General features: G+C 73.0%; 17 protein-coding genes. 5 read left to right on the forward strand and 12 right to left on the reverse strand.

The window, feature by feature from the left end; genetic code table 11:
* Positions 1 to 182 precede the first annotated feature (182 nt).
* Positions 183 to 758 (reverse strand): helix-turn-helix domain-containing protein, encoded by a 576-nt coding sequence (locus ACH4RC_RS19010; RefSeq protein WP_398202324.1) that lies wholly within the window; start codon positions 756 to 758, stop codon positions 183 to 185.
* Between the two features lie 187 nt (positions 759 to 945).
* Between ACH4RC_RS19010 and ACH4RC_RS19015 the strand changes: the two genes are divergently transcribed.
* The gene (locus ACH4RC_RS19015; protein WP_398202056.1) at positions 946 to 1,968 is read left to right on the forward strand and encodes an NAD(P)/FAD-dependent oxidoreductase; all 1,023 of its coding nucleotides are present in this window, start codon (positions 946 to 948) and stop codon (positions 1,966 to 1,968) included.
* Between the two features lie 123 nt (positions 1,969 to 2,091).
* Here ACH4RC_RS19015 and ACH4RC_RS19020 read toward each other — a convergent pair whose 3' ends face one another.
* Both ACH4RC_RS19020 and ACH4RC_RS19025 read right to left on the reverse strand, forming a co-directional pair.
* Entirely contained in the window at positions 2,092 to 2,523 is a 432-nt protein-coding gene (locus ACH4RC_RS19020; RefSeq protein ID WP_398202059.1) for a PPOX class F420-dependent oxidoreductase, read from the reverse strand.
* 123 nt (positions 2,524 to 2,646) lie between these two features.
* Positions 2,647 to 2,868 carry a hypothetical protein gene (locus ACH4RC_RS19025; RefSeq protein ID WP_398202061.1) on the reverse strand — a complete coding sequence of 74 codons (222 nt, stop codon included), beginning with the start codon at positions 2,866 to 2,868 and terminating at the stop codon, positions 2,647 to 2,649.
* Positions 2,869 to 2,908: 40 nt separating this feature from the next.
* On the opposite strand from ACH4RC_RS19025, the gene ACH4RC_RS19030 reads away from it, so the two are divergent.
* Positions 2,909 to 3,499: a TetR/AcrR family transcriptional regulator gene (locus tag ACH4RC_RS19030; RefSeq protein ID WP_398202063.1), complete on the forward strand. Its 591-nt coding sequence runs from the start codon at positions 2,909 to 2,911 to the stop codon at positions 3,497 to 3,499.
* Positions 3,496 to 4,875 carry an MFS transporter gene (locus ACH4RC_RS19035; protein WP_398202065.1) on the forward strand — a complete coding sequence of 460 codons (1,380 nt, stop codon included), beginning with the start codon at positions 3,496 to 3,498 and terminating at the stop codon, positions 4,873 to 4,875. Before ACH4RC_RS19030 ends, ACH4RC_RS19035 begins: the two co-directional genes overlap by 4 nt.
* A 13-nt stretch (positions 4,876 to 4,888) precedes the next feature.
* On the opposite strand, the gene hemC is transcribed toward ACH4RC_RS19035, so the two are convergent.
* The 9 genes from hemC to ACH4RC_RS19080 form a co-directional block, all read right to left on the reverse strand.
* Complete coding sequence (hemC, locus tag ACH4RC_RS19040; RefSeq protein ID WP_398202067.1) at positions 4,889 to 5,821, reverse strand: hydroxymethylbilane synthase; 933 nt, start codon at positions 5,819 to 5,821, stop codon at positions 4,889 to 4,891.
* A 338-nt stretch (positions 5,822 to 6,159) separates the two neighbouring features.
* Positions 6,160 to 6,417: a hypothetical protein gene (locus ACH4RC_RS19045; protein ID WP_398202070.1), complete on the reverse strand. Its 258-nt coding sequence runs from the start codon at positions 6,415 to 6,417 to the stop codon at positions 6,160 to 6,162.
* The gene (locus ACH4RC_RS19050) at positions 6,414 to 6,632 is read right to left on the reverse strand and encodes a hypothetical protein (RefSeq protein ID WP_398202072.1); all 219 of its coding nucleotides are present in this window, start codon (positions 6,630 to 6,632) and stop codon (positions 6,414 to 6,416) included. The genes ACH4RC_RS19045 and ACH4RC_RS19050 overlap by 4 nt, the downstream gene beginning before the upstream one ends.
* A 29-nt stretch (positions 6,633 to 6,661) precedes the next feature.
* Entirely contained in the window at positions 6,662 to 7,414 is a 753-nt protein-coding gene (locus tag ACH4RC_RS19055; protein ID WP_398202074.1) for a PIG-L deacetylase family protein, read from the reverse strand.
* A 295-nt stretch (positions 7,415 to 7,709) separates the two neighbouring features.
* Positions 7,710 to 9,041 (reverse strand): alpha/beta fold hydrolase, encoded by a 1,332-nt coding sequence (locus tag ACH4RC_RS19060; protein WP_398202077.1) that lies wholly within the window; start codon positions 9,039 to 9,041, stop codon positions 7,710 to 7,712.
* An 81-nt stretch (positions 9,042 to 9,122) separates the two neighbouring features.
* A complete protein-coding gene (locus tag ACH4RC_RS19065; protein WP_398202079.1) occupies positions 9,123 to 10,154 on the reverse strand; it encodes a LacI family DNA-binding transcriptional regulator in 1,032 nt (343 codons plus the stop codon).
* 70 nt (positions 10,155 to 10,224) lie between these two features.
* The gene (locus ACH4RC_RS19070; RefSeq protein ID WP_398202082.1) at positions 10,225 to 13,425 is read right to left on the reverse strand and encodes a family 78 glycoside hydrolase catalytic domain; all 3,201 of its coding nucleotides are present in this window, start codon (positions 13,423 to 13,425) and stop codon (positions 10,225 to 10,227) included.
* 17 nt (positions 13,426 to 13,442) lie between these two features.
* Complete coding sequence (locus tag ACH4RC_RS19075) at positions 13,443 to 16,820, reverse strand: glycosylhydrolase-like jelly roll fold domain-containing protein (RefSeq protein WP_398202084.1); 3,378 nt, start codon at positions 16,818 to 16,820, stop codon at positions 13,443 to 13,445.
* Between the two features lie 39 nt (positions 16,821 to 16,859).
* Positions 16,860 to 19,445: a beta-L-arabinofuranosidase domain-containing protein gene (locus ACH4RC_RS19080; RefSeq protein ID WP_398202086.1), complete on the reverse strand. Its 2,586-nt coding sequence runs from the start codon at positions 19,443 to 19,445 to the stop codon at positions 16,860 to 16,862.
* A 258-nt stretch (positions 19,446 to 19,703) separates the two neighbouring features.
* Here ACH4RC_RS19080 and ACH4RC_RS19085 point away from each other — a divergent pair, with 258 nt between their 5' ends.
* Positions 19,704 to 22,664, forward strand: a complete 2,961-nt coding sequence (locus ACH4RC_RS19085; protein ID WP_398202088.1) for a glycosyl hydrolase — start codon at positions 19,704 to 19,706, stop codon at positions 22,662 to 22,664.
* A 94-nt stretch (positions 22,665 to 22,758) separates the two neighbouring features.
* A complete protein-coding gene (locus ACH4RC_RS19090) occupies positions 22,759 to 25,854 on the forward strand; it encodes a family 78 glycoside hydrolase catalytic domain (protein ID WP_398202091.1) in 3,096 nt (1,031 codons plus the stop codon).
* The last annotated feature ends 17 nt before the right edge of the window (positions 25,855 to 25,871 follow it).

The following is a 25,871-nucleotide window of genomic DNA, read 5'->3' on the forward strand; positions in this document are numbered from 1 at the left end:
CTCCACGGACTGGCTACCGGTTCGCGTTCAGCCGCATACTAAGCGGTCGCTTGCCACCTTGGGAATGCCGATCGGGGGCGCCGTTCCGAGATGACGCGCGAAGTGCGCATCTCAGGGGCGCGGGGAACTGTGCGACCAGCCACGACGGCGCCGCGGCCGCGAAGGAACAGAACGAGCCCTGCTCAGTCCGCCCCGCCCCGCGAAGGCCGTGCCCGCACATGCATCCGTTCCCCCTGCGGCCCGAACAGACTCAGATACTCGGCGGGCCCGTCCTGCGTCGCCCCGAACCAGTGCGGCACACGCGTGTCGAACTCGGCGGCCTCACCGGCACCGAGGATCACATCGTGCTCACCGAGGACGAGACGCAGCTTGCCGGACAGCATGTACAGCCACTCGTACCCCTCGTGCGTACGCGGCTCCGGCGCGTCCGTGCGCGCCGGCTCGATCACCTTGTACGCCTGGAGCCCGCCGGGCTGACGGGTGAGCGGGATCATCGTCCGGCCGTACCGCACGATCGGCTTCGAACGCACGCGCGGGTCACCGACGGGCGGCGCCCCGACCAGCTCGTCCAGCGGCACCTGATGGGCGCGGGCGATCGGCAGGAGCAGCTCCAGGCTGGGCTTGCGCAGCCCCGCCTCCAGGCGGGAGAGCGTGCTGACCGAGATGCCGGTGGTCTCGGAGAGCCCGGAGAGCGTGGCGCCGCGCTCCTTGCGCAGGGCGCGCAGGCGCGGCCCGACACCGCCGAGCACCGCGTCCATGTCGCCCTCGGACGCCTCGTCCGTGGGGCGATCCGTGGGGTGAGGAGAGTTCCGCTTCATTCCTCCATTGCAGTTTCGGCAAGTCTGTTTGTCAATACCGCCTGCCCGGGTGCACCGTCGAGGACAGCAGGACACAGCCAAGCCGCAGGCACAGCCACAGGCACACAACCCGCACGAGGTGGTCACCATGAACAACCGGCAACACGCACAGGACGCGTACGACGTCGTGGTCGTCGGCGCCGGAGCGGCGGGCCTCGCGGCCGCCCTGATCCTGGGCCGCTCGCGCCGCTCGGTCCTGGTCGTCGACGCGGGGGAGCCGCGCAACGCGCCCGCCGCGCACATGCACGGCTACCCGTCGCGCGACGGCATGCCGCCCGCCGAGTTCCTGGCCGAGGTGCGCCGCGAGGTCGCCGCGTACGGGGTGGAGCTCGTCCGGGACCGGGTCACCGCGGCGGAGCCGGACGGGTCCGGCGCCTTCGACGTGGACCTGGAGGACGGCGGCCGGGCGCACGCCCGTCGGCTCGTGATCGCCACCGGCCTGGTCGACGAGCTGCCCGACCTCCCCGGCGTCGCCGAACGGTGGGGCCACGACGTGATCCACTGCCCGTACTGCCACGGCTGGGAGGTGCGCGACGAGGCGATCGGCGTCCTGTACTCGAAGGCGTCCGGCATCCACCAGGCCCTCCTGTTCAGCCGGCTCTCCGACGACGTGACCCTGTTCCTGGACGGCGCCGCCGAGGACGATCTGCCGGACGCCGACTGGCAGCTCCTCGCGGCGGCGGGCGTGAGCGTGGTCAGCGGCAAGCTCGACGGGCTCGTGGTGAGCGGCGACGCGCTGAGCGGGGTCCGGCTCGCCGACGGGCGGGAGTTCGCGCGCTCGGTGTTCGTCGTGGCACCGCGCATGGTCCCCCGGGACGCGCTGCTCATCGCCCTCGGCGCCCGCACCAAGGAGACCCCGGCGGGACCCTTCGTCGACGTGGACCCGGTGGGGCTGACCAGCGTCCCCGGCGTCTACGCGGTGGGCAACGCGGCGGGCGCCGCCGAGCAGGTGGTGAACGCGGCGAGCGCCGGTTACCGGGCCGGGGCGACCCTCAACGGCGAACTCCTCCACGCCGACCTGGAGCGCGTGGCGGAGCGGCGCCGCGGCGGGGTCTTCTCCGCGGAGGGCGAGCGCGCGGTGGCCCGGGCCCGCGAGGCGCACGGCGCGTGAAGCGTCCGCGCGGGGCGGGGCGATGCGCGAGCTGGGCCGGGCCGCGACCTTCCTCGCCTCCCCCTACGCGCGCCCGACCGGGGGCCGTTCGAGGCCGGGTGAGGAGCGGGGCAGGGCCGGGGCTCAGCGGATCCGCTGCCCGTACACGTGGTCCACGCTCATCTCCATCAGCACCCGGCGGTCGGAGACCATCACCGCCCGGTACTCGTCCCAGTCCGGGTGCTCGCCCGCGGCCTTGCGGTAGTAGGCGACCAGCGCCTCGACCTCGGGCCCGTGCGGGTCGGTGCCGGGCCCGGTGAGCTTCACCGCGCCCTCGGCGGTGGCCCACGCCCCGGCGTCCGGGGCGGTGACCTCGAGCGCGGCGCGCGGATCGCGGCGCAGGTTCGCCGTCTTGGCGCGGCCCTCGGTCATCGACACGTACAGGGTCTCGGTCGCGCGGTCGTAGAACGGGGTGACGGGCGACAGTTGCGGGCGGCCGTCGGACTTGATCGTGGCCAGGACGCCGAGGCGGCTCCCGGCGAGCAGGGAGCGCGGGTCGAAGGGTGCGGTGGTCATGGTCACCTCTCCAGCGGGCGGGGCGGCGAGCCCCGCGGAACGACGCGATGTGCTGCGCCCATCGTGACCCATCGGCCACCGCCGCGCGGGCGCGGGCGAAGGGAAGGTCGAAAGACGTACGGGTCACGCGCCCCGGAACTCCGGCGGCCCGCGGCTCGCCCCGGCCCGGAAACCCTCCGCCGCGTCGTCGGACGTGAGCGTGAGCGCGGCGCCGGCGGCCACCCGGTCCAGGGCCGCGTCGAGACCTTGGTCGGCGTACGCGTCGATGTCCCGTTTGACGGACTGCACGGCGAGGGGCGCGTTCGCGGCGATCTCGGCGGCCGGCGCCGAGGCGGCGCTCCCCACCTGGTAGACACTGTCTACTCGCCTGCGGTAGACAGTGTCTATGCAGCAGGAGAACAGTGGCGGCAGCCTGCGGGACCGCCTCATCGACACCGGCGTGGGACTGGTCGACACGGAGGGCGCGGCGGCGCTGTCCCTGCGTGAGATCGCCCGCAGGGCAGGCGTCTCGCACGGCGCGCCGCGCCGCTACTTCCCCACCCACCTGGAGCTGTTGTCGGCGATCGCGCGGCGCGGTTTCGAGGAGCTGGGCGCGCGGGCGGCAGAGGTCGCGCGCGGCGGCGGTGCGGACGACCCGCGCGCACAGCTCGCCGGCCTCGCCCGCGTCTACCTCGACTTCGCGCAGCACCACCGCGGCATGTACGAGCTGATGTTCCGCCACGACGTGCTGGACAGCGGCGAGCTGGGCCTTCGCGAGACGAGCCTGCCGCTCTTCGCCATGCTGGCCGCTTTGGTCGCGAAGGCCCGCCCGGACGCCGCCGAGCCGGCCGTGGTCGCGGGCGCGTTGTGGGCGAACCTGCACGGCCTCGCCCAGCTCTGGCGCTGGGGAAGTCTGCAACTGGCGGTCGGCGGCGACACGGTCGAGCCCCTCCTCGCGTCGGTGCTCGACGCCCATCTGGGCCCGGTGGCGCCGTGAGCGTGCTGTCGCACCGTCGTGTCACGCTCGCCGGCAGCGTCGTCGGGGCGGTGCTCGTCGCCCTCGACGGTACGGTCCTGACGGTCGCCCGCCCCGCGCTCCAGCGCGACCTGGGCGCGTCCCTCGCCGAGGCCCAGTGGACGAGCACGGGCTACCTGATCGCCGTCGCGTCCCTTCTGGTCCTCGCGGGGCGGCTCGGCGACCGGTACGGGCACCGGCGGCTCTTCGCCCTCGGCATGCTCGGCTTCGCCGCCACGTCGGCGGCGATCGGGTGCGCGCCCGGCATCGGCTGGGTCGTCGCGCTGCGCGTCGTGCAGGGCGTGTGCGGCGCGCTGCTCCAGCCCGCGACCCTGGGCATGCTGCGGGCGGCGTACCCGCCGGACCGACTGGGCATGCCGATCGCCCTGCGTACGAGCGCGATCGGCGTCTCGGCCGCCGCGGGCCCGCTGATCGGCGGCGTCCTGACGGCACAGTTCGGGTGGCGCTCGGTGTTCTTCCTGGGGGTGGTGCCCGCGGTGGTGATCGCGCTGCTGGTCCTGTGCGTACGGGAGCCGGAGCCGTCGCCGGCAGCGGAGACAGCGGCGGCGCGGCCGAGGGGTCTGGACCCGGTCGGCGCGGTGTTGCTCGGGGTGGCGCTCGCGTGCTTCGTCACGGCGCTGGTCACCCTGCCCGACGCGGGCCGGTCGGCGGTCACCGTTGTGACGACGGGCGGGGCGATCGCCGCGACCGTGTGCCTCGTCCGGCACGAGCGCCGCACACCGGACCCGCTGCTGCCGCCGTCGGCCGTCGCGTCACCGGTCGTCGTCGCGGCGCTCGGCATCCTGCTCACCGCGTCGGCCGCGCTGTTCGGCGCGCTGTTCGTGGCGTCGTACTTCCTTCAGGACGTGCTCGGGCTCGACGCGTTCCACACGGCCTTGTCCATGCTGCCCGCCGCGCTGTGCATGGTGCTCGCGGCGCCGCTCAGCGCGGTGCTGCTGCGCCGCCTCGGGGCGCGGGCGACGACCGGGGCGGGCATGACCCTGATGACGGTCGGTGTCTTCGCCTTCGGCCGCCTCGACGCGACGGCCACGGCGCTGCCCGTGGGGGCCTGCGCGTTCGCCATGGGGACGGGCTTCGGCACCGTCATGGTCACCGCGACGGAGGTCCTCGTCCGCCGGGCCGCGGCGAGCGAGGCCGGGGTGGCGGGCGGGCTCCAGCAGACGGCGATGAACGTCGGCCCGACGCTCGGGACGGCCGTCGCCACGACGCTGCTCGTGTCCGGCCGGGACCTCACCGCGTCGATGGGCCCGACGCTCACCGTCCTCGCGGTCCTGACCTGCGCGGGCGCGGCCGCCGCGATCCGGCTGCCCCGGGCGGGACCCGTACCGGCCGGGTAAGGGGCCCGGTACGTCAATGCGCGATGGAGTCGATCAGTTCGCGCGCGCCCTGCCGCAGCAGCGCCACCGCCACGGACATGCCCAGCGTGGCGGGGTCCAGCGGCCCGGCCCACTCCTGGGCGTTGAGCACCCGCTTCCCGTCCGGCGTGAACACGCAGGCGCGCAGGGACAGGTCGCCGCTGCGTTCCGCGCGCGCGTACCCGGCGACCGGCGAGTTGCAGTGCCCCTGCAGTACGTGCAGGAACATGCGCTCGGCGGTCGCTTCCCGCCAGGTCTCCCGGTGGCCGAGCCCGCTCACCGCCGCCAGGGTCGCCTCGTCGTCGGCGCGGCACTGCAGCGCGAGGATGCCGGCGCCGATCGGCGGGCACATGGTCTCCGGCGACAGGATGTGGGTCATGAGGTCGGGGCGGCCGATCCGTTCGAGCCCTGACACGGCGAGGAGCAGCGCGTCCGCGTCGCCCGCGGCGAGCTTCTCCAGCCTGCGGTTGGCGTTGCCGCGCATCGGGACGCAGGTCAAGTGCGGGTGCGTGGCGGCCAGTTGAGCGACACGGCGGACGGAGGACGTGCCGATGCGGGTGCCCTCCGGCAGTTCGTCCAGGGTGCGGCCCTGGGGGTCGATCAGCGCGTCGCGCACGTCGTCACGCTTCAGGTAGGCCCCGAACGTGCACCCTTCCGGCAGCGGCCGGTCCGCCGGGATGTCCTTGAGGCAGTGCACGGCGAGGTCGGCGCGGTTGTCGAGCAGCGCCTGGTCGACCTCCTTGGTGAAGGCGCCCTTGCCGCCGAGCTTGGCGAGATCGCCCATCCACTTGTCGCCGCTGGTGGTGACGGGGACGACCGCTGTGCGCACGCCCAGGTGGAGCGCGGCGAGTTCGGCGCGGACCCGCTCCACCTGGGCGAGGGCCATGGGGGATGAACGGGAGACGATACGGATCAGCTCGGGAACCATCCGGACACCATAGTGCTTACGCTGCCCCGCATGAACGAGCTCGAGGACGACGCGGAGGTACTGCCGCACGCCGTCGCGGTCTGGGGCCGACTTCGCCGCGGCCGGCTGCCGTCGCCTGGTCTACACGAACACGGCGAGCGTGCTCACGGAGACGACGGGCATGTTCGAACGCGCCATGGGCCCGCGGGCCGCGATCACCCGTGTGCTGCTCACCGCCACCGACGCCACCGCCCACGCCCGCCTCTCGGGCCGCGAACTCGGCTCGGAACCGGCACACGAACTGGCGGCGAGCGCCCGCGCGAGGTGGTGGCGGCCACGGGGTGGACCGAGCGGCAGTCCTAGGCCGTCCCCAGGGGGCAGGACCGGGCGTGGTACCAGTACCGGCGGGTCTGCGTGCTCTCCTCGTCGCTGCCCTCGGGCACGCCGCAGGTGCACCGGCCTGCGCGCGGGTCGATGAGAGCGGCGGCGTCGCGGTGGCCGGTGTCGCGGAGCTGGACGGCGAGTTGATGGGCGTAGTCCTCGACGAGGGCGGCGGCGGACTCCCCGGTGTGCCCGCCGCGCCGCAGCTCCTGGATCAGCTTGGAGCGCGCCATCATGGGCGCGGCTCGTCCGGCGCGCTCTCCACGAGGCGCCGCAGGTCCTCGCGGCTCCAGCCCGTGATCCGGGCGACCTCGTCCTCGTCGCCCGGGCGTACGTCGTCCTGGTGCAGCACGGCGAGCGCCTCGGTCCGGAGGTCGAGGGATGCGCCCTCCAGCGCCTCCACGGCTTCCCGATAGCGCTGAGCTGCGAGTTCGAGCTTGGCGGTGTCCACACCCCGAGTCTCGCACAGCCGCTCGGCGGTCAGCGCGGGAAGACCTCGAACGGCACGGCGGGCCTTCCGCCGAAGCGGTCCGCGGCGACCTGTGCGTTCCGCGTCAGGAAGGTCCGGCAGTAGGTTTCCGGATCCTCATCTGTCAGTACCTCGATGTACGTACGGTGTTCGAGCAGCGAGCGGATCGAACGCTCGAGCCCCGCCCTCGCGTCGACCGCGTGCGTGGGCCGCGTCGACCCGGCGACGGCCACCCATCGCACCCCGCCCCACGGTTCCAGGCCCTGCTCGGTCAGCTCGGGGAAGATCCAGCGGTTGCCCGCGTCCGCGGCGGCGTCGAGGGTGGCGCGGCCGACGGCGACGTGGTCGGGGGTGTTCCAGTAGACGCCGCCCCATGTGTCGCGGTGGTTGAGGGTGAGGACGAGTTCCGGGCGGTGGCGGCGGATCGCCGCGGTGATGTCGCGGCGCAGCGCCGTGCCGTACTCGACGACGCCGTCCCGGTGGTCCAGGAACTCGACGGTGTCGACGCCGACGACCGCCGCGCTCGCCCGCTGCTCCTGCTCGCGCAGCGGCCCGCACTCGGCCGGTTCCAGGGTGTCGATGCCGGCCTCGCCGCGGGTCGCGAGTACGTACGTGACCTCCCGGCCCGCGTCGGTCCATGCGGCGACGGCCGCGGCGCAGCCGTACTCCAGGTCGTCCGGGTGCGCCACGACGGCGAGGGCTCGCGCCCAGTCATCGGGCATCGGCTCCAGCGGGGGCTCTGCGTTCGGCTCGGCGGGTGTCATACCTCGGCAGGGTAGGCGCGCTCGGCCCGGGACGCGGCCCATTTCCGGCTGCGACCCGGCGCGGCTGCTCGCGCGGTTCCCCGCGCCCCTGAAAACACGGCCGGCCGCCGTACAAGGCGCGCTCACCGGCCGACCCTCCCACCATCGTGGTTGCTCGCGCAGTTCCCCGCGCCCCTGCGATGCGCACTCCGTGCGCCATCTCGGGCCCTGGGGCTGCGGCGAAGCCGCATGCCTCAGGGGCGCGGGGAACTGCGCGGCCAGCCACGACGGTGGGACAGCCGGGCACTCGCCTGGGTCACACCTCCCCGCGCACCATCCCGAGCAACCGGTCCAGGACGCGGGGGCCACCCGCCCGCAGGCCGTCGTGCTCGAACTCGTTCGTCACCCAGGGCCGCAGACCCCGTACGGACGCGGCGGTGCGCAACGCGTGGGCCGTGTCGACGTACATGTCGTCGTGGTAGACGGCCGCGGCCACCGGCACCTCGTTCGCGGCGAGGCGCGCCGGGTCGTACAGCGGCGCCCACTCGGTACGGGCGGCCAGATCCTCCGCCACCTCCCGGAGAGGGCGAAGCGCCGGGTCGACGTCGAACTGCCAGGGGTGGATCGACTCCCCGGTGAACATCAGGGCCGCGCCGGACGCGAGGGACTTCTCGCCGTCGAACTGGGGGAACTCCGCGCGGACCCGCTCGGCGGCCCAGCCGGTCGCCCGCCCGCCCTGCGCGTAGATCACCTCGTGCAGCAGCGCGTAGACCGGATGACCGGCGTACGACAGAGCCGACGCCACCTGCTCCTGGAAGGAGTCGGAGAGCGCGCGCCCGCCCGGGGTCGGGACGAACGCGTCCTCCAGCAGGTAGTGCAGGCGGTCGCTGCCGTCGCCGGCGCCCAGCCAGATGCCGAGCGACTGGAACGCCTCAAGGGTGAGCCGGTACCCGTTCGGCAGGACCGGCTCGTGCTCCGCCACGTACGCGGCGATCTCCCGCGCCCGCTCGACGTCCATCGGGTAACGCGCGTAGTGCGCCCGCACCTTGCGCTCGATGCGCGGGTAGGCGGCCCGGTAGACGTCGTCCGCGTGGCCGTCCAGGGCCGGCAGACCGCCCGTGATGAGCGCGGCGCTCAGACCCTCGGGCGCGCTCGACAGGTAGTGCGTGGTGCAGAAACCGCCGAAGCTCTGGCCGAGGACGGTCCAGGGAGCGCCGCCGGTGACCTCGCGGCGGATCAGCTCACTGTCGCGGACGATGGAGTCGGCCCGGAAGCGGCTGAGGTAGTCGGCCTGGGCGGCGGCGTCGCCGCGCAGGGGAAGCGTCTGCCGGTTGACGGGCGTGGAGGCGCCCGTGCCGCGCTGGTCGAGCAGGAGGACGCGGTAGTCCTGGAGGGCGCGGCCGAGCCACGCCTGCTTGCCGGAGAAGCGGTTGGCGCCGAAGCCGGGGCCGCCCTGGAGGTAGAGCAGCCAGGGCAGCTCCTCGCCCTCGCGGCCCGCGGCGACCGCTTCACGCGCGTAGACCTCTATGTGCTCGCCGTCCGGGGCGTCGTGGTCCAGGGGGACGGAGAATCGGCGGTCGGTGAGGACGACCCCGGGCTGGCGGTAGCTGACGACGCTCAAAGCGGCTCCTGTACGGGAGTTCTGCATACGGTTCTGCATACGGTGCGGGCTGCCCGGATTCCGGACGTCCGGGGCCGCGCCCAGTTCAGCACACGGCCGCCGGAGGCGTCAGCGCGGGCCCAGGCTGGAGCCGCGGACGACCAGTTCGGGCTGGAGCACGACGCGGCGGTGCTCGTGCGCCGCGCCCTCCGGACGGTCGGCGGCGGCGATCTCCTCCAGGAGGAGTCCGGCGGCGAGGGCGCCCATGGTGACGGCGGGCTGGCGCACGGAGGTGAGCGGCACGGCAGCGGCGGCGGCGAACTCGATGTCGTCGTAGCCGACGATCGCCACGTCCTCGGGGACCCGCACCCCGGCCGCGTACATGGACTGCAGGACGCCGAGGGCGAGGAGGTCGTTGGCGCAGAAGACGGCGGTGGGGCGGTCGGCGAGGCCGAGGAGGCGGGCGCCCGCGTCGCGCCCCGCGGCCACGTCGAGCCGTTCCGTCGGCAGTTCGTGCAGCGCCGAGCCGGGAAGACCGGCCTCCGCGAGCGCGCGCAGGGCACCGACCCGGCGGTCCGTGACCTGATCGAGCGCGGACGGCCCGCTCACGTACGCGATGCGCTGGTGCCCCGCGTCGACGAGGTGGCGCACGGCGAGGGCGCCACCCGTGACGTCGTCCACGGACACCGAGCACTCCGTGGCGCCCTCGGCGACCCGGTCGACCAGCACGAACGGAATGTCGTGGCGCCGGAAGGACTCCACGGTGCGGCCGGTCGCCTCGGCCGGGGTGAGCAGGACGCCGCGCACCCGCTGCTCGGCGAAGAGCGACAGGTACTCGGCCTCCTCCGACGCGCTCTGCGCGCTGTTGCACACCATGACGCCGAGCCCGGCGTCGCGCGCGGCCCGCTCGGCACCGCGCGCGACATCGACGAAGAACGGGTTGCCCATGTCGAGGACGAGCAGGCCCATGATGCGGCTGCGGCCCGCCCGCAGCTGGCGGGCGGACTCGCTGCGGACGTAGCCGAGCCGGTCGATGGCGGCGAGGACGCGGGCCCGCGTATCGTCGGCGACGGTCTTCGGCCGGTTGATCACGTTCGAGACCGTCCCCACGGACACCCCGGCGACGCGCGCGACGTCCTTGATCCCCACGGACTGTGCCATCGGGCGTGGACCTCCAGGTGAGCGGGTGCGGCACAGGGATTCTACGGGGGACGGCCCGGCCGGCGTTCGATCAGCCGGACAGCGCGGGACCGTCCTCGGCGGCCGGCGCGTAGGCCGACCGGAACGTCCAGCTCCCCGCCCCGACCTCGTACGTGGCGACCCCGTCCGCACGGCCGGCGAGCCGCGCCCCCTCGGGCGCGGAGACCCGCCCGGAGGTGACGGGCATCTCGACGCGCGCCGTGCTGCCCGCGGGTACGCGCGCGGTCAGCTCCAACTCCCCGCCCGCACGCCGCCATTGCGTCGCCGCCTCACCGTACGGCGTCGTGTACGTGGCCCGCGCCGACGTCAGATCACCGACGACCGCCGGGGCGATGCTCAGCGTCCGGTAGCCGACCGAGTCCGGCGTCTGGTCGAGCCCGGCGAGGCCGCGGGTGAACCAGGCGTCGATCGCGCCGAGCATGAAGTGGTTCTGCGACTGGCCCGAGCCGCCGTCCCAGCTCTCGCCCAGGGCGGTGTTCCCGGCGAGGACCTGGTAGCCGTAGCTGGGCGAGGTGGTCTGCGTGGCGATCTTGTAGACGACGTCGTCGCGACCGGCCTGCGACAGGACGCGGAAGGCGGCGGGCAGCGAGATCTCGCCGAGCAGCAGATGGTGCCCCGCGGCCTCGATCGAGGACACCAAGTGGCCGAGCAGGCGCGCTCGTTCGCCGTCCGGGTAGGCACCCATGTCGAGCGCGAGCGCCTCCGCGCCCTGCCCGCCGCCGCCGAACGTCCCGGACGTCTCGTCGTAGTACGCGTCCGAGAGCGCCCTCGCGCTCGTGTCCGCCTTCGCCCGGTAGACGGCCACGTCGTCGTCCTCGCCGATGACGCCCGCGATGTCGCTGAGCGCGTCGACGACGCGCCAGTAGCCGTACGTCCCGGAGACCGCCTTCGGGAACGTCCTGTCCGGCGTGAACCAGTCGCCGAGCGAGTAGTCGAGGAGGCCGCCGGAGACCTTCTGCTCCAGGAACGTCACGTACTTCTTCATCTGCGGGTAGTACGCGCGCAGGGTGTCCGTGTCGCCGTACGTCGTGTAGAGCTGCCACGGTACGAGGACGAACGCGCCGCCCCAGTTGGCGTCGTTGCGGTAGGTGCCGGCGAGTTCGACGTAGTCGGGGACGGTGGAGGGGACGAGGCCCTCGGTGGTCTGCGCGTCGGCCATGTCGCGGACGATCTTGCGCAGGTAGGACCGCATGTCGTAGTTGGCGGCGAGGGTCGGGAAGACGAGCTGGTCCTGTTCGAGCCAGCCGAGCTTCTCGCGGCTCGGGCAGTCGGTGAGGACGCTCATCATGTTGCCCTCGACGGCGCGACGGGTGATCGAGTGGATGCCGTTGATGAGGTCGTTCGAGCTGGTGAAGGAGCCGGCGGAGGCGTTGTCGGCGCGGAGCACCTTGCCGCGTACCGAGACCGTCGCGCCCTTCGGCAAGCCTCTGATCTCCACATACCGGAAGCCGTGGTAGCTGAACCTGGGGTGCCAGGTTCCGCGGCCTGCGCCGCCGGTGGTGTAGCTGTCCCAGAGGGGTGCGCCGACGTTGCTGATGGACTGGTCGGCATGGCCGTCCTTGAGCCCCTCGGCGGGGTACGCGCGGATCGTCGTGCCCTTGGGCGCGGTGACGGTGAGCTCCGGCCAGCCCGCGATGTTGCGCCCGAGGTCGAAGATCCGGCTGCCTTCCGCCGCGCCGGACACCTCGGTGCCCTTGAGGGTCTCGACGACGCGGACGGGTTCGGTCTCGCGGGCGCTCAGGGTCGCCGGGGTGTCGGCCGCGTCGACGCGCCGGGCCGCCGCCCAGGACGACGGGGTGCGGCGGGCGTCGTAGTCCTCGCCGCCGTACCAGTTGGAGGAGGTCGTCGCGCCGAGCGCGGTGCGCCAGTCGGTGCCGGAGGCGATGCGGCGCACGCTGCCGTCGGCGAGGGTGATCTCCAGCTGGGCGATGAGCTTGGGGTCGGCCTTGTTGCCGTAGAGCTTGCGGTAGCGGTCGGCGGTGGAGAGCTGGTTGGAGATGCCGTTGCCGAGTTCGACGCGGAAGTCGTTGGCGCCGCGCCGCAGTTGACCGGTCACGTCGTAGGTGGCGTACTGGACGCGGTCGGCGAAATCGGTGTTGGCGGGTTCGAGGACGGCGTCGCCGACCGCCTTGCCGTTGACCTGCGCGTCGTACACGCCGAGCCCGGCCATGTAGAGGCGGGCCTTGCGGACGCCCTTGGGGAGGGTGAACTCCTTGGCGAAGACGGGCAGCCCCGAGGGCAGGTAGGGCTTCGGCGGCCGCTGGCCGGTGACGCGGGCGGCCGTCGTGTACGGGCCGTCGGCCGCGTCGGCGGTGGCGAGGCCGTAGTCGACGGGGAAGTTCGGTACGCGGCCGTCGGCGGTGAGGACGTCGGCGCGCGGGTACAGGACGACCCGGTCGAAGGTTTTCGCCTCCTTCAGGTCGAGGGTGAGCGTGACCGGGGCGTCGGCGCTGTCGTGCGTCAGGCTCTGATACCCGGCGGCCTGGCTCCACGAGCTGTTGGTGTTGCCGTCGACGGCCAGCTTCGTCTCCCACACCTTGCGTTCGGTGTCGGCCTCGGAGGCGGTGACGGTGGCGCCCAGCGCCACGTTCGTGCCTGGCGCGGCCGAGTCCACGACCTCGATCTCGGCGAGCTGGAGGCGGTGCGCGAGGGCGGGGAAGTCGTCGGCGTACGGCAGGCCGAGCTTGGTGACGTCGAGGCGTACGTAGCGGGCGGTGGTGCGCGGCACTTTCACCGTCACCGGCTGGACGGTGCGCTTGCCCAGCTGCCAGTCCTTGTTCGTGATCCAGTCGGCGGACCAGTCCTTCGCGCTGGTCAGGCCGGTCTCGAACACGGAGGGCGCGCTCCAGGCGGCGGCGCGGTCCGCACCGGGCGACCACAGCCGCACGCGCCAGTACACGCTCACCCGTGAGCCGAGCCCGCGGCCCGCGTACGTGGCCTGCGGAACGGCCGAGCCGACTCTGCCCGAGTCCCACAGGTCCGCGCGGCCCGCGAGCAGCGCGGCGCGGCTGGTGGCGGCCTGGACTCGGTAGGCGCTCTGGCCCGCGCCGCGCGGCTGCCAGGTCAGTTCGGGGGTGGTGTCGTCGATGCCGAGGGCGCTCGCGAGGTGCTGGGTGCGCAGGGCGGTGGCCGTGCCGCTCGCGCCCGGGGCGGCGGCCACGGCGGACGGCGCGACGGTGACGAGGGCGGTGAGCGCGGTCGCGAGCAGCAGGGAGTGTCTGCGTCGGGTCATGACGGGGTCTCCGGAGGTCAGGCGCGGGTCGGCGCGAGGTCGACGGTGAGAGGGCGGCGGGGGCGCAGGACGACCGGGCCCAGGAGGCCGGACGGCAGCGGTTTGTTGCGCTCGTTGGAGAGCGTGTTGGAGACGCGGACCGAGATCCGGTTGGCTCCGCGCCGGAGTCCGTCCGTGATGTCCACGACGTACGGGGACCAGAGCGCCGGCCCGAACTCCCGTCCGTTGACCGTGACATGGGCGACTTCGCGGACCGTGCCGAGGTCGAGGAGGAGACGGCGGCCGTGGAGCGCGGCGGCGTCCAGGGTGAGGTCCTTGGTGTAGGTGCCGCTGCCGGAGTGGAGCGGGGCGATGTCGCTCCAGCTGCCGAGGGGGCGGGTGACGGGCTCGGCACCGTCCTCGCCGTCATCGTCGAGGGTGAGCGTCCAGTCGCCGTCGACGGGGATCGGGGCGAGCGGATCGGTGATCTTCGCGGTACCGGCGTACGTGTGGTCACTGTCGCGGCCGGTGAGGCGGTGAGTGCCGGGCGCGTCGGCGAGCGCGGTCGCACGCACGTTCCGCCCGTGGCGCGTCACCGTGCTCACGGACAGCCCGTCCGCGTCGGTCAGGTACGGGGTCTCGCGGGCCCCGTGCCGGACGACGACGGCGAGCGTCTCGTACGGGCCGAGGTCGAGGGCGACGCGCACCCCGTCCCGGGTGGGCAGACCCCGTACGGGCGCGGGCCGCACCGTGCCGGTCGCCGGGTCCCACAGCTCGGGTTCGCCGTGCGCGGGCAGCAGGGCCGTGGTGGTCACCCGCGTACCGCTCTCGTTGTTGAACAGGAACGCGGTGTCGGCGCCGCGCGTGGTGCGCAGGACGCGCACGGCGTCGGCGGCGGGTTCCAGGACGGCGGCCCGCACACCCGCCTCGTGCGCGACGGCGGCGAGGCCGTTCACGTCGGTGACGCGCGTGGCACGCTCGCCGCGGAACAGCTTGCCCAGCTCACGGGCGAGCGCCGTGTCGTCGCCGTCCGCCGCGAGCGCGGGCGGCCCGCCGACCGTCACGACGGTGCCGCCGGAGCGGACGAAGGCGGCGAGCGTACGGGCGGTCGCCGTGTCCAGGACGGGGGTCGAGGGCAGGACGACGAGTTCGTACGCCGCGTTGCCGACCCGGAGCAGCCCCTTGCCCGTCTCGGCGTGGGCGAGCAGCGCCTTGTCGCCGCTCAGCGCGCCCTCGTGGACGAGGTCGAAGTCGACCTGCGCCCGTTCGAGCGCGTACGCCGCGTCCGCGAAGGCGGAGTCGACCTCGCCCTGGCGCGCGGTCCCGGTGAACTGCTCGGCGGCGCGCTGCGGCTGGAGCAGCGCGGTGCGGGCGCCGGACGTGCCGCGCGCCAGCTCCATGACGCGGCCGATCCACGCCGACACGGGCGGCATCGCCCACCACCAGGGGTTTCGGGGGCCGAACGGCGGCGCGAAGTAGACGTGCGTCTCGTCGGTCCACAGGGCGTGCAGGACGGCGAGGTTGATGCCGCGCGTGGCGAACGCGCCGACGAGGGCCCGCATGAAGTCCGGGGCGACCTGCCATCCCATGTTGCCGAACATCTCCATGAGGACGCGCGGCCGGCCGGTCTGGTGGGCGACCGACGCCGGGTTGCGCGGGTCCATGGTCGGTGCGTCCAGCTCGTACTCGGCGGTGATGCAGTCGCCGCCGGGCACCTGCGCCCACTGGTTGATCTTGTGGAGGTCCCCGGTGGAGGCGATCCGCTTGGAGGGTGCCGTCTCGTCGTAGAGCGGGTTGGTGACGAGGCGGACGCCGCGCTCGGCGTACCACTCGGACTGCTTCTCGAAGTAGCGGGAGAAGCGGTCGGAGACGGCCTGCCAGTAGCGTCCGCGCAGGACGCGGCCCTGCTCGCCGAGGTCGTCGAAGGCGCTCGCGTACGCGCGTCCCGGCTCGGCCCCGATCCCGTCGAGGGCGGCGGCGAGCGTCGGGGACCAGGGGCGGCGCTTGAAGGAGTGCGGCTGGGCGGAGGCGATGAAGGGCTCGTCGTCCCAGAAGCCCTTGACGACGGTGCCGAAGTAGCGGCGGAAGCGGCGGTGGTACTCGCCGGGCACGATGTCGAGGAACAGCTCGACGGGCTCGTCGTCGAGGAGGTCGAGGTAGCCGCGCGCGTACCCGGTGGAGTCGTCGGTGAGGTCGAGCCCGCCGAACAGGTCGATCTGCCACTCCCCCGCCGGAACGCGCCAACTGCCCTCGCGCAGCTGCCCGGTGAGTTCGACGAGGTCGGCGGCGTCGGTCGAGCCCGCCGGGCGCGCGGTCGCCGCGACGGGCGCGGGCGCGCCCTTCGGAGCGGGGCGGGCGGTGAAGTCGCCGGCGGCCGAGGAGTCCTCGTAGGTCTGCGTGTAGAGGGCGCTCCCGTCGGCGGCGATGACCTTCAGCTCCTCCCAGAGGGAGCGCTGCCCGTCGCGGGCGTGCACGCCGACGCCGCCGTGGGTGAGGCCGGCGTCGGTGACGGTGCCCTTGTCCTTGGCGTCGAGGGTGACGGAGACCGTGGTCCCGCTCATCGTGACGGCGAGGGTGTGGAACTTGGTCTTGTTGAAGCCGTCGGTGCGGGTGGACCTGGCGACCTGGGTCACCGTGCCGCCGGCGACGCGCGACAGGGTGACGACGCCGGTCTGGTCGAACTCGACGAGGAGCCCGTCGCGGCCGTCGGCGGAGGCGCGGACCAGGAGTCCGGCGGCGAGGACGTCGGGCCTGGCGCTCGCGGTGACGGTGCAGTCGCCCCAGCCGGTGCCCGCCCGGAGCACGGCGGGCCCGGCGAGGACGGCGGCGTCGGCGATGAGCTGCCCGGTGTCGACCCCGACGCCCGTGGTCTCCGTCAGGCTGACGGTGCGCGGGCCGTGGACGACGGCCGTGGACCGCCACAGCCCCTTGAGACGCAGGTCGGGGCGGGGCTCGTAGGTCCGCGAGCCGACGGTGCCGCCCTTGGTGACGAAGTATCCGGCGCGGCCGCTCGGGAAGTGGTTGTCGTTGAACAGCCACACCTTCATGCCGGTCTTCTCGGCGGTCCGCAGGACGTGCTCGATGACGTCGAACCAGTCCTCGGTGAAGAAGGCGGGCTGCATCTCCGCGTTGTCGTACGGGAAGACGACGACCTCGTACAGGCCCTTGTCGCGCAGGTCCGCCATCTGGGTGGTGACGAGTTCGCGGGTGACGGGCCCGTTCCAGTACCAGTAGACGGCGGGGCGGCTGTCGCGGCGCGGGTCGGCGAAACCGGCCGCGTCGTAGCCGGCGGCGCCGCCCCGGTCGCGGTCGGCGAACGCGATGCCGGGCAGGCCGCCGGTGAGGGCGGCGGCGGTGAGCGCGGAGGCGGCGACGAAGCCGCGTCTGGACAGGGGGGCGGGGAGCTCTTCGGGCATGGCGGGACCTTCTGACTGGGCTTCGGGTGCTGGGGCGGTTCAGGCGCGGGCGAGCGCAGCGATGTCGGCGGCGGGCAGCGCCCGGTTGTGGATGCGGAATTCGGCGACGGCGCCGTGCAGATACGGGTGGGTGGAGTTCTGCGAGCGGCCCAGGTAGTTGCGGGCGGTGGCGCCGAGGAGCAGCGGCGAGGAGACGAAGGCGTCGTTGCGCCCGGCTTCGCGGCCGTCGACGTAGAGGGCGCCCCGGCTGCCGCCGATGGTGAGCGCGACATGGGCCCAGCTGCCGGTCGGCAGCGGCGCGTCGGCGTCGACGAAGTCCTCGCCCTCCATCCCGGCGATCTTCAGCGCGGCGCGCGGGCGGCCGGTGCCCGTGCGGGCGGCGAGGAAGAGATAGGTCGCCTTGTGGTAGCCGAGGTCGAAGACGCGGGCCGAGTTCGCCTGCGTGTCGACGCGGACCCAGGCGCTGACGGTCAGCTCGGTGAGCCCGGTGATCAGGCCGGGCGGCAGCGCGACATGACCGTCCACGCCGTCGAGGGCGACGGCGGCGGTGTGCCCGTCGCGGCCGGTCGTCCAGGTGGCGCCGCCGGTGAGCCGTCCGGCGCGGTGGGTACGGGTGGCGTCGGTGACCGTGCCGCCCGCGCCCTCGTCGAGGAGGTAGCGGGCGGTCTCGCGGGGGCGGCCCGGTCGCGGCTCGGTCGCGAAGTAGACGTTGTAGTGCTGGTGGTGGATCTGGTGGAAGGGGCGCAGGGTGACGCGCTTGCCGCCCGCCTCGTTCGCCGTGAACTCGGCGTCGGCGGCGCGTACTTGGCGTACGGAGGACCGGTCGAGCGTCGGGATCGTGGGCGATTCGTCGGTGCCGTACGCGCCGGCCAGGACCAGCGGCCCGTACGACAGGGCCTGCACGTGCGGGTTGTCGGGGGCGGGGCGCCAGGTCAGGGCGCGCGGGAAGGTCAGCTCGACGGTGTCGCCCCGCTTCCAGTGCCGGTCGATCGTCAGGTACGAGCCCGGGGCGGCGTGGGAGGTGTCGATCGCGCGGCCGTTCACGCGGACGCGGGCTGTGAGGCGGGGCTCCGCGTCGGCGAGCCAGCCGGGGATGCGGATCTTGAGCCGGAAGCGGGAGGCGCCGTGGGTGACGGTGAGGCGTACGGGGCGGTCACCGCCGGCGTATCCGCCGTATCCGCCGTCCTGGCGCACGGTCACCCCGCGCTCGCGCCAGCGCACCTCGGAGGGGATGAACAGGTTCACGTACAGCGAGGCCGCGTCGGTCGGCTCGTGACAGTCCGCCGACTTGAAGTAGATCGTGTCCGCGAACTTGGTGTGCGTCTCCAGACCCGTGCCGTGGTCGCACGAGAAGTTGTCGTAGTCCCCGCTGTAGCTGCCGGGCGCGGCCCCGAGCCCGCCCTTGGGCTGCCGCTGCGATCCGGCCCACAGTCCCGTGTAGTACGTGACGAAACCGTGCGCGGAGTCCGGGTCCTGTTCGCCGAGCATCTGGTTGAGCAGCGCCCACTCGTGGTGGTCCATGTAGGCGGCGTTGCCCGGCTCGTGCAGGAAGAGGCGGCGGCCGAGCTTGAGCATGTTGTAGGTGTTGCAGTTCTCGCAGGTGTCCTCGGAGAGGCGGCTGACGATCTCGCCGGGCGGGCCGAAGAGTTCCTGGCCGGAGTTGCCGCCGATGGCGTACGAGTGGTCGTGGACGACGATGTCCCAGAAGTGCGCGGCGATGGCCCGGTAGCGTTCCTCACCCGTCGCGTCGTACAGCCGCGCCGCACCCACGATCTTGGCGATCTCGGTGTTGGCGTGGTGTCCTTCGAGTTCGTCGCGCCCCTCGGCGAGCGGTGCGAACAGGTCTTCCTGGTCGAAGCGGCGCGCGGTGCGCAGCGCGGCCTTGTCGCCGGTGGTGAGGTGGAGTGCGGCGAGGACCTCGTTCATGCCGCCCCACTCGACGCGCAGGACGTTGCGCAGTCGCGTGGCGTCCAGCGGGGCCATCCGCGTCTCGACCCAGCCGGCCATGCGGGTCAGGACGTCGAGCGCCTGCCTGTTCCCTGAGAGCCGGTACTGGTCGAGGAGTCCGGCCATGATCTTGTGGATCGTGTAGTACGGCGCCCAGGGCTTGCCGCCCGCCTCCAGGTCGGCGAAGACCTTCTCGGGGAAGGCCGAGAGGTAGCCCTCGGTGTACCCGGCTCCGGATGCCGCCTGTTGGCAGTCGGCCAGCGCGTTCACGAGGTGGGCGGCCTTGTCGGCGTACTCCTTGTCGCCCGTGTTGGCGTGGGCGAGGGCGAGGCCCGACAGGAGGTGTCCTGTGGTGTGGCCGCGCAGTTGGACGTCGGGGGCCTCCCAGCCGCCGCAGGGTTCGGCGTCCGAGGGCAGGCCGACGTTGGTGCGGAACGTGTGCAGGAGCCGGTCGGGGTCGATCGCCTTCAAGTAGGCGCAGGTGCGGCGCATGTTGGCGCGGAACGGGCTGTCGAGCAGGGTCACGTCGGAGAGCGGGAACTCGGCGAGCGGGGCCCCGGGGGCCGGAACTCCGCCATGGGCCCGCGCCGTGCCGGAGCCTGCGCCCAGGACGACGGCCCCCGCCGCCACGCCTGATCCCGCGACGAACGTGCGTCTCGTCAGCTGTGGTCCGGGCATGCGGCGGCTCCTTTGCGCGTCTGTACGACGTCCGGCTGAGGGAGGAAGCGGGGTGCGGCGAGTCCGCCACGAAGGTGGTGGCCAGGGGGACTTGAATCGTTTCGCCTTACACCGTCGGCAACTTTGCGGGAGGCGGCACCGCCTGTCAATCAGTCTGCACAGGTGCGTTTCGCGCACGCCTCTTGCCACTGGTAACGGCTGCACGTAAGTTCCTCCACCCCACATTGAATCGTTTGAAACTGTTCAACGAGGAGAACCATGAGCTTGCGCCGTCGGACCGTGCTGAGAATGAGCGCCCTGGCCGGGGCCGCGACAGCGCTGCCGTTCTCCGGCGCGACGGACGTACTCGCGCAGGGTGGAGCACCGGAACAACTGGGCCGCCCGGCGCCCGCCGTGCGTCCCAAGTTCCGCTGGTGGTGGCCGGACGCGCTGGTCGACACCGGCGAGATCGCCCGCGAGATCCGGCAGATCGCGGCGGCCGGGTTCGGCGGCGTGGAGATCGCCGCCGTCACGCACAGCATGGACACGCAGCTCGACACGGTGCGCTACGGCTGGGGCACCGACGCCTGGCGGGCGGCCGTCGAGGCGGCGCTGCGCGAGGCGAGGAAGCGCGATGTGGTGGTGGACCTGACGATCGGCCCCGCGTGGCCCGCCGCGATGCCGTCGATCACGCCGGACAGCAAGGCGGCGGCGAAGGAACTCGCGCACGGCACCGCCGTGCTGGAGCCGGGCGGCGCCTACGAAGGGCCCGTCCCGGCCGCCGTCAGCGAGGCCGGGGCGGGCGTCACGGACCAGCGGCTCCTCCTCGTACAGGCAGTGCGGGTGACGGACGGCAGCTCGCCGGCGGCCGTGCCGGTCCGCCTCGACCAGGCCACCGTCACCGACGTCACCGCGCACGTCACCGGCGGCCGTATCGCCTGGACCGCGCCCGACGACGGCGCCACGTGGCTCCTCGTCGCCTACTGGGAGCGCGGTTCGGGCCAGCGCCCGGAGGGCCGCGACCACACCACGCCGCTCGCCTACGTCGTCGACCACTTCAGCGACGCGGGCACCCGCGCGGTCACCGACTTCTGGGAGCGGCACATCCTGACGCCCTCGATCCGCAAACTGCTCAAGGACGCGGGCGGCACCCTGTTCGAGGACTCCATCGAGATCGAGACGGACGCGACGCTGTGGACGCCGGCGCTGCCCGCCGAGTTCGAGCGCCGCATGGGCTACTCACTCCTCCCTTACCTCGCGACGTTTGTCGAGAAGAAGGAGAAGTACGTCTTCGGCTTCGAGCCGGCGCTCGACAAGGCGGTCCGGCGTGACGTGATGGAGGTCGTCACCGAGCTGTATGTCGAGCACCATCTGCTGCCGCTCCAGAAGTGGGCGCACACGCTCGGTCTGAAGCTGCGCATCCAGCCGTACGGGCTCGAGACCGACGCCGTCCACAAGTCCGCGCTGCTCGACGTCACCGAGGGCGAGTCGCTCGGCTTCAAGAACCTCGACGACTTCCGCTGCCTGGCCGGCGGCCGTGACATGGGCGGCAAGCCGCTCGTGTCGAACGAGGCGGGCGGCACCGCGGGCGGCGCCTACTCCACCACGTGGACGGACACGCTGAAGAAGCTGGTCACGCAGTACGCGGCCGGGGTCAACCAGGCCGTCTTCCACGGCTTCGGCTACGCGGACGCGCCGGGCGCCGAATGGCCGGGCTTCGCCGCGTTCTCCCCGTACAAGGGCGCCGCCGGATACGGCGAGGCGTGGGGCCCGCGCCAGCCGCTGTGGCGGCACACCCCGCGGATCGCGGACTTCCTGGCGCGGGTGCAGGAGGTGTTGCAGACCGGTGTGAACAGGGTCGACATCGGGATTCTGCGGCAGAAGGGGTACGCGGGCTCCGGGCTCGGGGCGCCCTGGTTCACCAGCGACGGTGTGCCGGTCGGCTGGACGCACACCTTCCTCAGCCCGCGCCTGCTCGACCTGAAGTCGGCGGTGGTGCGCGGGGGCCGGTTCGCGCCGGACGGGCCCGCGCTCAAGGCGCTGCTCGTCGACGGCGACATCATGATCAACCGCGAGCACACCCTCCAGCTCGACGTCGCCGAGAAGCTGCTCGGGTACGCCCGCGCGGGTCTGCCGATCATCCTGATCGGCGACTGGTCCGACGCGCATGTACCCGGCCTGGCGGGTCCCGGCGACAACGACCGTCTGCGTCAACTCCTGGCAGAACTTCAGCAGTTGAAGACCGTGCACACCGTCGCCGACCGGCCCGACGTCCCGGAGGCCATCGCCGCGCTCGGCCTCACCCGCGACGTCGAGTACGCCGAGTCCTCGATGCTGCTGCACGCCCACCGCGCCGACCGCGACGCCGACTACTACTTCTTCGCCAACGACGCCGTCAGCAAGAAGGGCTCGACCGGCACCCGCATCACCCACGACGTCACGCTCACCGCCCGCACCAAGGGCGCGGTCCCCCACCGCCTCGACCCGTGGACCGGCGCGATCACCCCGATCGCCCTGTACACGCGCACGGCGGACGGCCGCGTCAGGCTCACCGTCGACCTCCGGCCGGGCGCCGTCACCGTCGTCGTCCTGGCCCGCCCGTCCGGCGCCGCGCCGAAGCGGCACGCCACGGGGACGCGGGCCGACGCCATCCACGTAGCCGCGGGCGGACGCCTGGAGATCCGGGCCTCGGCCGCGGGCACCTACGCCACCACGCTCGACAACGGGCGCACCGTCACCACGAAGATCCCCGCCGTGCCCGCCCCCACCCCCCTCACCTCCTGGAAGCTGACGGTCGACGACTGGCGCCCCGGCGCGAGCGCGACCGAGACGGCGCACGAGAAGCACGAACTGACGCTGGACGCGCTCGCGCCCTGGACGGAGCTGCCCGGCCTCGCTGACGTCTCCGGCATCGGTACCTACCGCACCACCGTGCGGCTCGGCCGCGAGTGGACCCCGGCGCACGGCGCGCTGCTCGAACTCGGCGGCGTCTTCGACACGTTCACCGTCCGCGTCAACGGGCACGAACTGCCGCCCCTCGACCAGCTCACCCGCGTCGCCGACCTCGGCAGCCGCCTGCGCCCCGGCACCAACTCCATCGAGATCGAGGTGGCGACGACCCTCCTCAACCGGCTCCGCGTCAGCCGCCCCGCCGTGTTCGGCGGCAACAGACCGCAGGCCTACGGGCTGACCGGGCCCGTGCGCCTGGTCCCGTACGGGCGCGCCACCGTGCGCGCCTGAGCACCATCCGCAAGGAGCACCATCCGCAAGGAGCACGTCCGCAGCACCCCCCACCATCACAGAGCACCTTCACCGTCGAAGGGACACCTGAAAGATGAGCAGCGACATCCGCCGCAGGACCGTTCTCGCCGCGACCGCCGGAGCCGTGCCCGTCGTGGCCGCCGCCGGTACGTTCGCGGGCGCCGCGCCCGCCCGGGCCGCCACCCCCACGGCGCGGGGCGGGGACGGCGCCGTCACCGGGCTCACCGTCGAGCACCGCGCGCTGCCGCTCGGCACGGACGCCGCACGGCCGCGCTTCGGCTGGCGGCTCGGGGCGCGGCGGCGCGGGCTCGCGCAGGGCGCGTACCGCATCCGTGTCGCCACCTCGGCCGCACGGCTGGACAAGTCACGGGCCGACGTGTGGGACAGCGGGCGGGTGGCGTCGTCCGACTCCGTCGCCGTTCTGTACGACGGACCCCGGCTGAAGCCGTCGACACGCTACTTCTGGAACGTCACCGTCTGGGACGGCGGGAACCGCCCGGTCGGCACCGCGTCCACCGCCTGGTTCGAGACCGGGCTGCTGAGCACCGACGGCGCCACCCAATGGGACGGCGCCCAGTGGGTCGGCATGAGGGGCAAGGCACCGAACTCGGCGGGCGCGCCGCTCCTGCGCCGCGAGACACCCCTGCGCAAGGGCGAGGTGAGCGAGGCGCGCCTGTACATCAGCGCGCTCGGCGTCTACGAGGCGTACGTGAACGGCGAGCGCGTCACCGTCCCGCAGGACGGCGGCCGCACGGCCGAGCTGCTCACGCCCGGCTGGACCAACTACGACATGACCGTGAACTACCTGACCTACGACGTCTCAAAGCTGGTCGCGCGCGGCCGGTCGGTGACGCTCGCCGCCGTCCTCGGCAACGGCTGGTACAACGGCCGCGTCTCCGAGGGCAGCACCTACTACTCCAAGGACGGCAAGCCCCTCGCCCTCAAGGCCAAGCTCCTCGTCCGCTACGCCGACGGCTCCACGCAGAGCATCGTCACCGAGCCGGGCGAGGGCTGGCGTGCCACCGACACCGGCCCGTACCGCGCCGACGACATCTACGACGGCCAGACCTACGACGCCCGCCAGGAGCTGGCCGGCTGGACCGCGAACGGCTTCGACACCAAGGGCTGGGCGGAGGTCGACCAGGTCGGGTACGCAGCCGAGTTCCCCGACGCCCAGCTCACCGCCTACCCCGGTGAGAGCGCGCGCCTGATGGCGAAGTGGGACCGGCGCCCGCAGTCCCTCACCGTCTACAGCGAGGTGACCGGCGCGTCGTCGAGCGCCAACGGCAAGGGCCGCATCGTGCCCGACGAGGACCGTTCGACGGACGGTGCGCCGGGGCCCGTCGCTCTGCGGGCCGGTGACACCGCCGTCTTCGACCTCGGCCAGAACATGGTCGGCGTCCCCCGTTACACGCTGCGCGGCCCGGCCGGCGCGGAGGTCGTCGTCAGGTTCGGCGAGATGCTGAACGACGACAGCGCGGGCGCGGACGGCCCGGTGGGCTCGCTGTACCGCGCCAACCTGCGCAGCGCCAAGGCGACGAGCACGTACATCCTGAAAGGCGCGAAGGACGGCGAAACGCACCAGGACTCGCTCACCTTCTACGGCTTCCGCTTCGTGTCCGTGGAGGTGACGACGCCCGGCGCCGAGGTGACCGTCTCCGGGCTCACCGGCAAGGTCGCCACGTCCGCCCTCCGCGACATCGGCAGCCTCACCACGGACGACGACGCGATCAACCAGCTCATCAGCAATGTGCGGTGGGGGCAGCGCGGCAACTACCTCTGGGTGCCGACCGACTGCCCGCAGCGCGACGAGCGGCTCGGCTGGACCGGCGACACCCAGGTCTTCTCCAACACCGGCCTCTACAACACCGACTCGGTCGCCTTCCTCAGCCACTTCCAGTCCACCCTGATCGAGTCGCAGAAGATCTACGGGGTGGACGGCGCCCAGTTCACGGCGGTCGCGCCCGGCAACCGGTACAACGCGGCGGCGCCGTGCAGCGGCTGGGCGGACTGCGGTGTGATCGTGCCGTGGACCGTGTGGCAGATGAGCGGGGACGCGACCATCATCGACCGCAGCTGGGAGGCGATGGTCCGCTACATCGACTGGATCGAGCGGAAGGGCGGCGACACCTACGCCGGGCAGGGCGCGATCTTCGCCGACTGGCTCGCGTTCCAGAACACCGGCACTCAGCTGATGAGCGACGTCTACTACGCCTACAGCGTGCGGCTCATGGCCCAGATGGCGCGGGCGACGGGGCGTACGGCCGAGGGCAGGGCGTACGACGACCTCTTCGGGAAGATCCGGCGCGCCTTCATGGCCACGTACGTGACGGCCGACGGCGACACCGTCACCGTCAAGTCCAGCATCGGCGGCAAGCCGCCCATGGGCGGTGACCCTGAGGACGACAGCCAGTCCGCGCTCCTCTGGGTCCTCAAGCTCGGCTTCTACGACACCGAGGCCCAACGCCGGGCCCTGGTCGCCCTGTTGGCGGACAACATCGGCAACGACGCCGCGTACAAGGCCGCCCACCCGGACAGCGCCCGCGTGCGGTACGCGGAGAACACGCTCTCCGTCGGCTTCCTCGGCGTGAACGTCCTCGCGCCCGTCCTGACCGACGAGGGCCGCGCCGACCTCGCGTACAAGCTGCTGCACCAGAACGCGATGCCGTCCTGGCTGTACTCGGTCGAGAACGGCGCGACGACGGTGTGGGAACGCTGGAACTCGTACTCGCGGGAGGACGGTTTCGGGCCCGTCGAGATGAACTCCTTCAACCACTACTCCTACGGCGCCATCGCCGAGTGGATGTACGCCTACATGGCGGGCATCGCCCGCGACCCCGAGCACCCCGGCTTCCAGCGGTTCGTCCTGCGTCCGCACCTCGACCCGACCGGCTCCGTCACCAGGGTCACCGGGCGGCACGAGTCCCCGTACGGCGAGATCACCAGCGCGTGGTCGCTGGCCGAGGACGGGACGCTGGCGTACGAGGCGGTCGTCCCCGCCAACAGTGCGGCGACGCTGAGCCTGCCCGCCGTGTCGGCGTCCTCGGTGCGCGAGGGCCGCACCCCGCTCGCCTCCGTGGACGGGGTGCGGTTCGTCGGGTTCGAGGACGGTACGGCCACCTACCGGCTGCCGGCGGGGCGGTACCGCCTGACCAGCGCGGTGCGCTGACACCCCGGACCGTTGAG

The sequence above is a fragment of the Streptomyces sp. NPDC016845 genome (assembly GCF_044332585.1).
Taxonomy (GTDB): domain Bacteria; phylum Actinomycetota; class Actinomycetes; order Streptomycetales; family Streptomycetaceae; genus Streptomyces.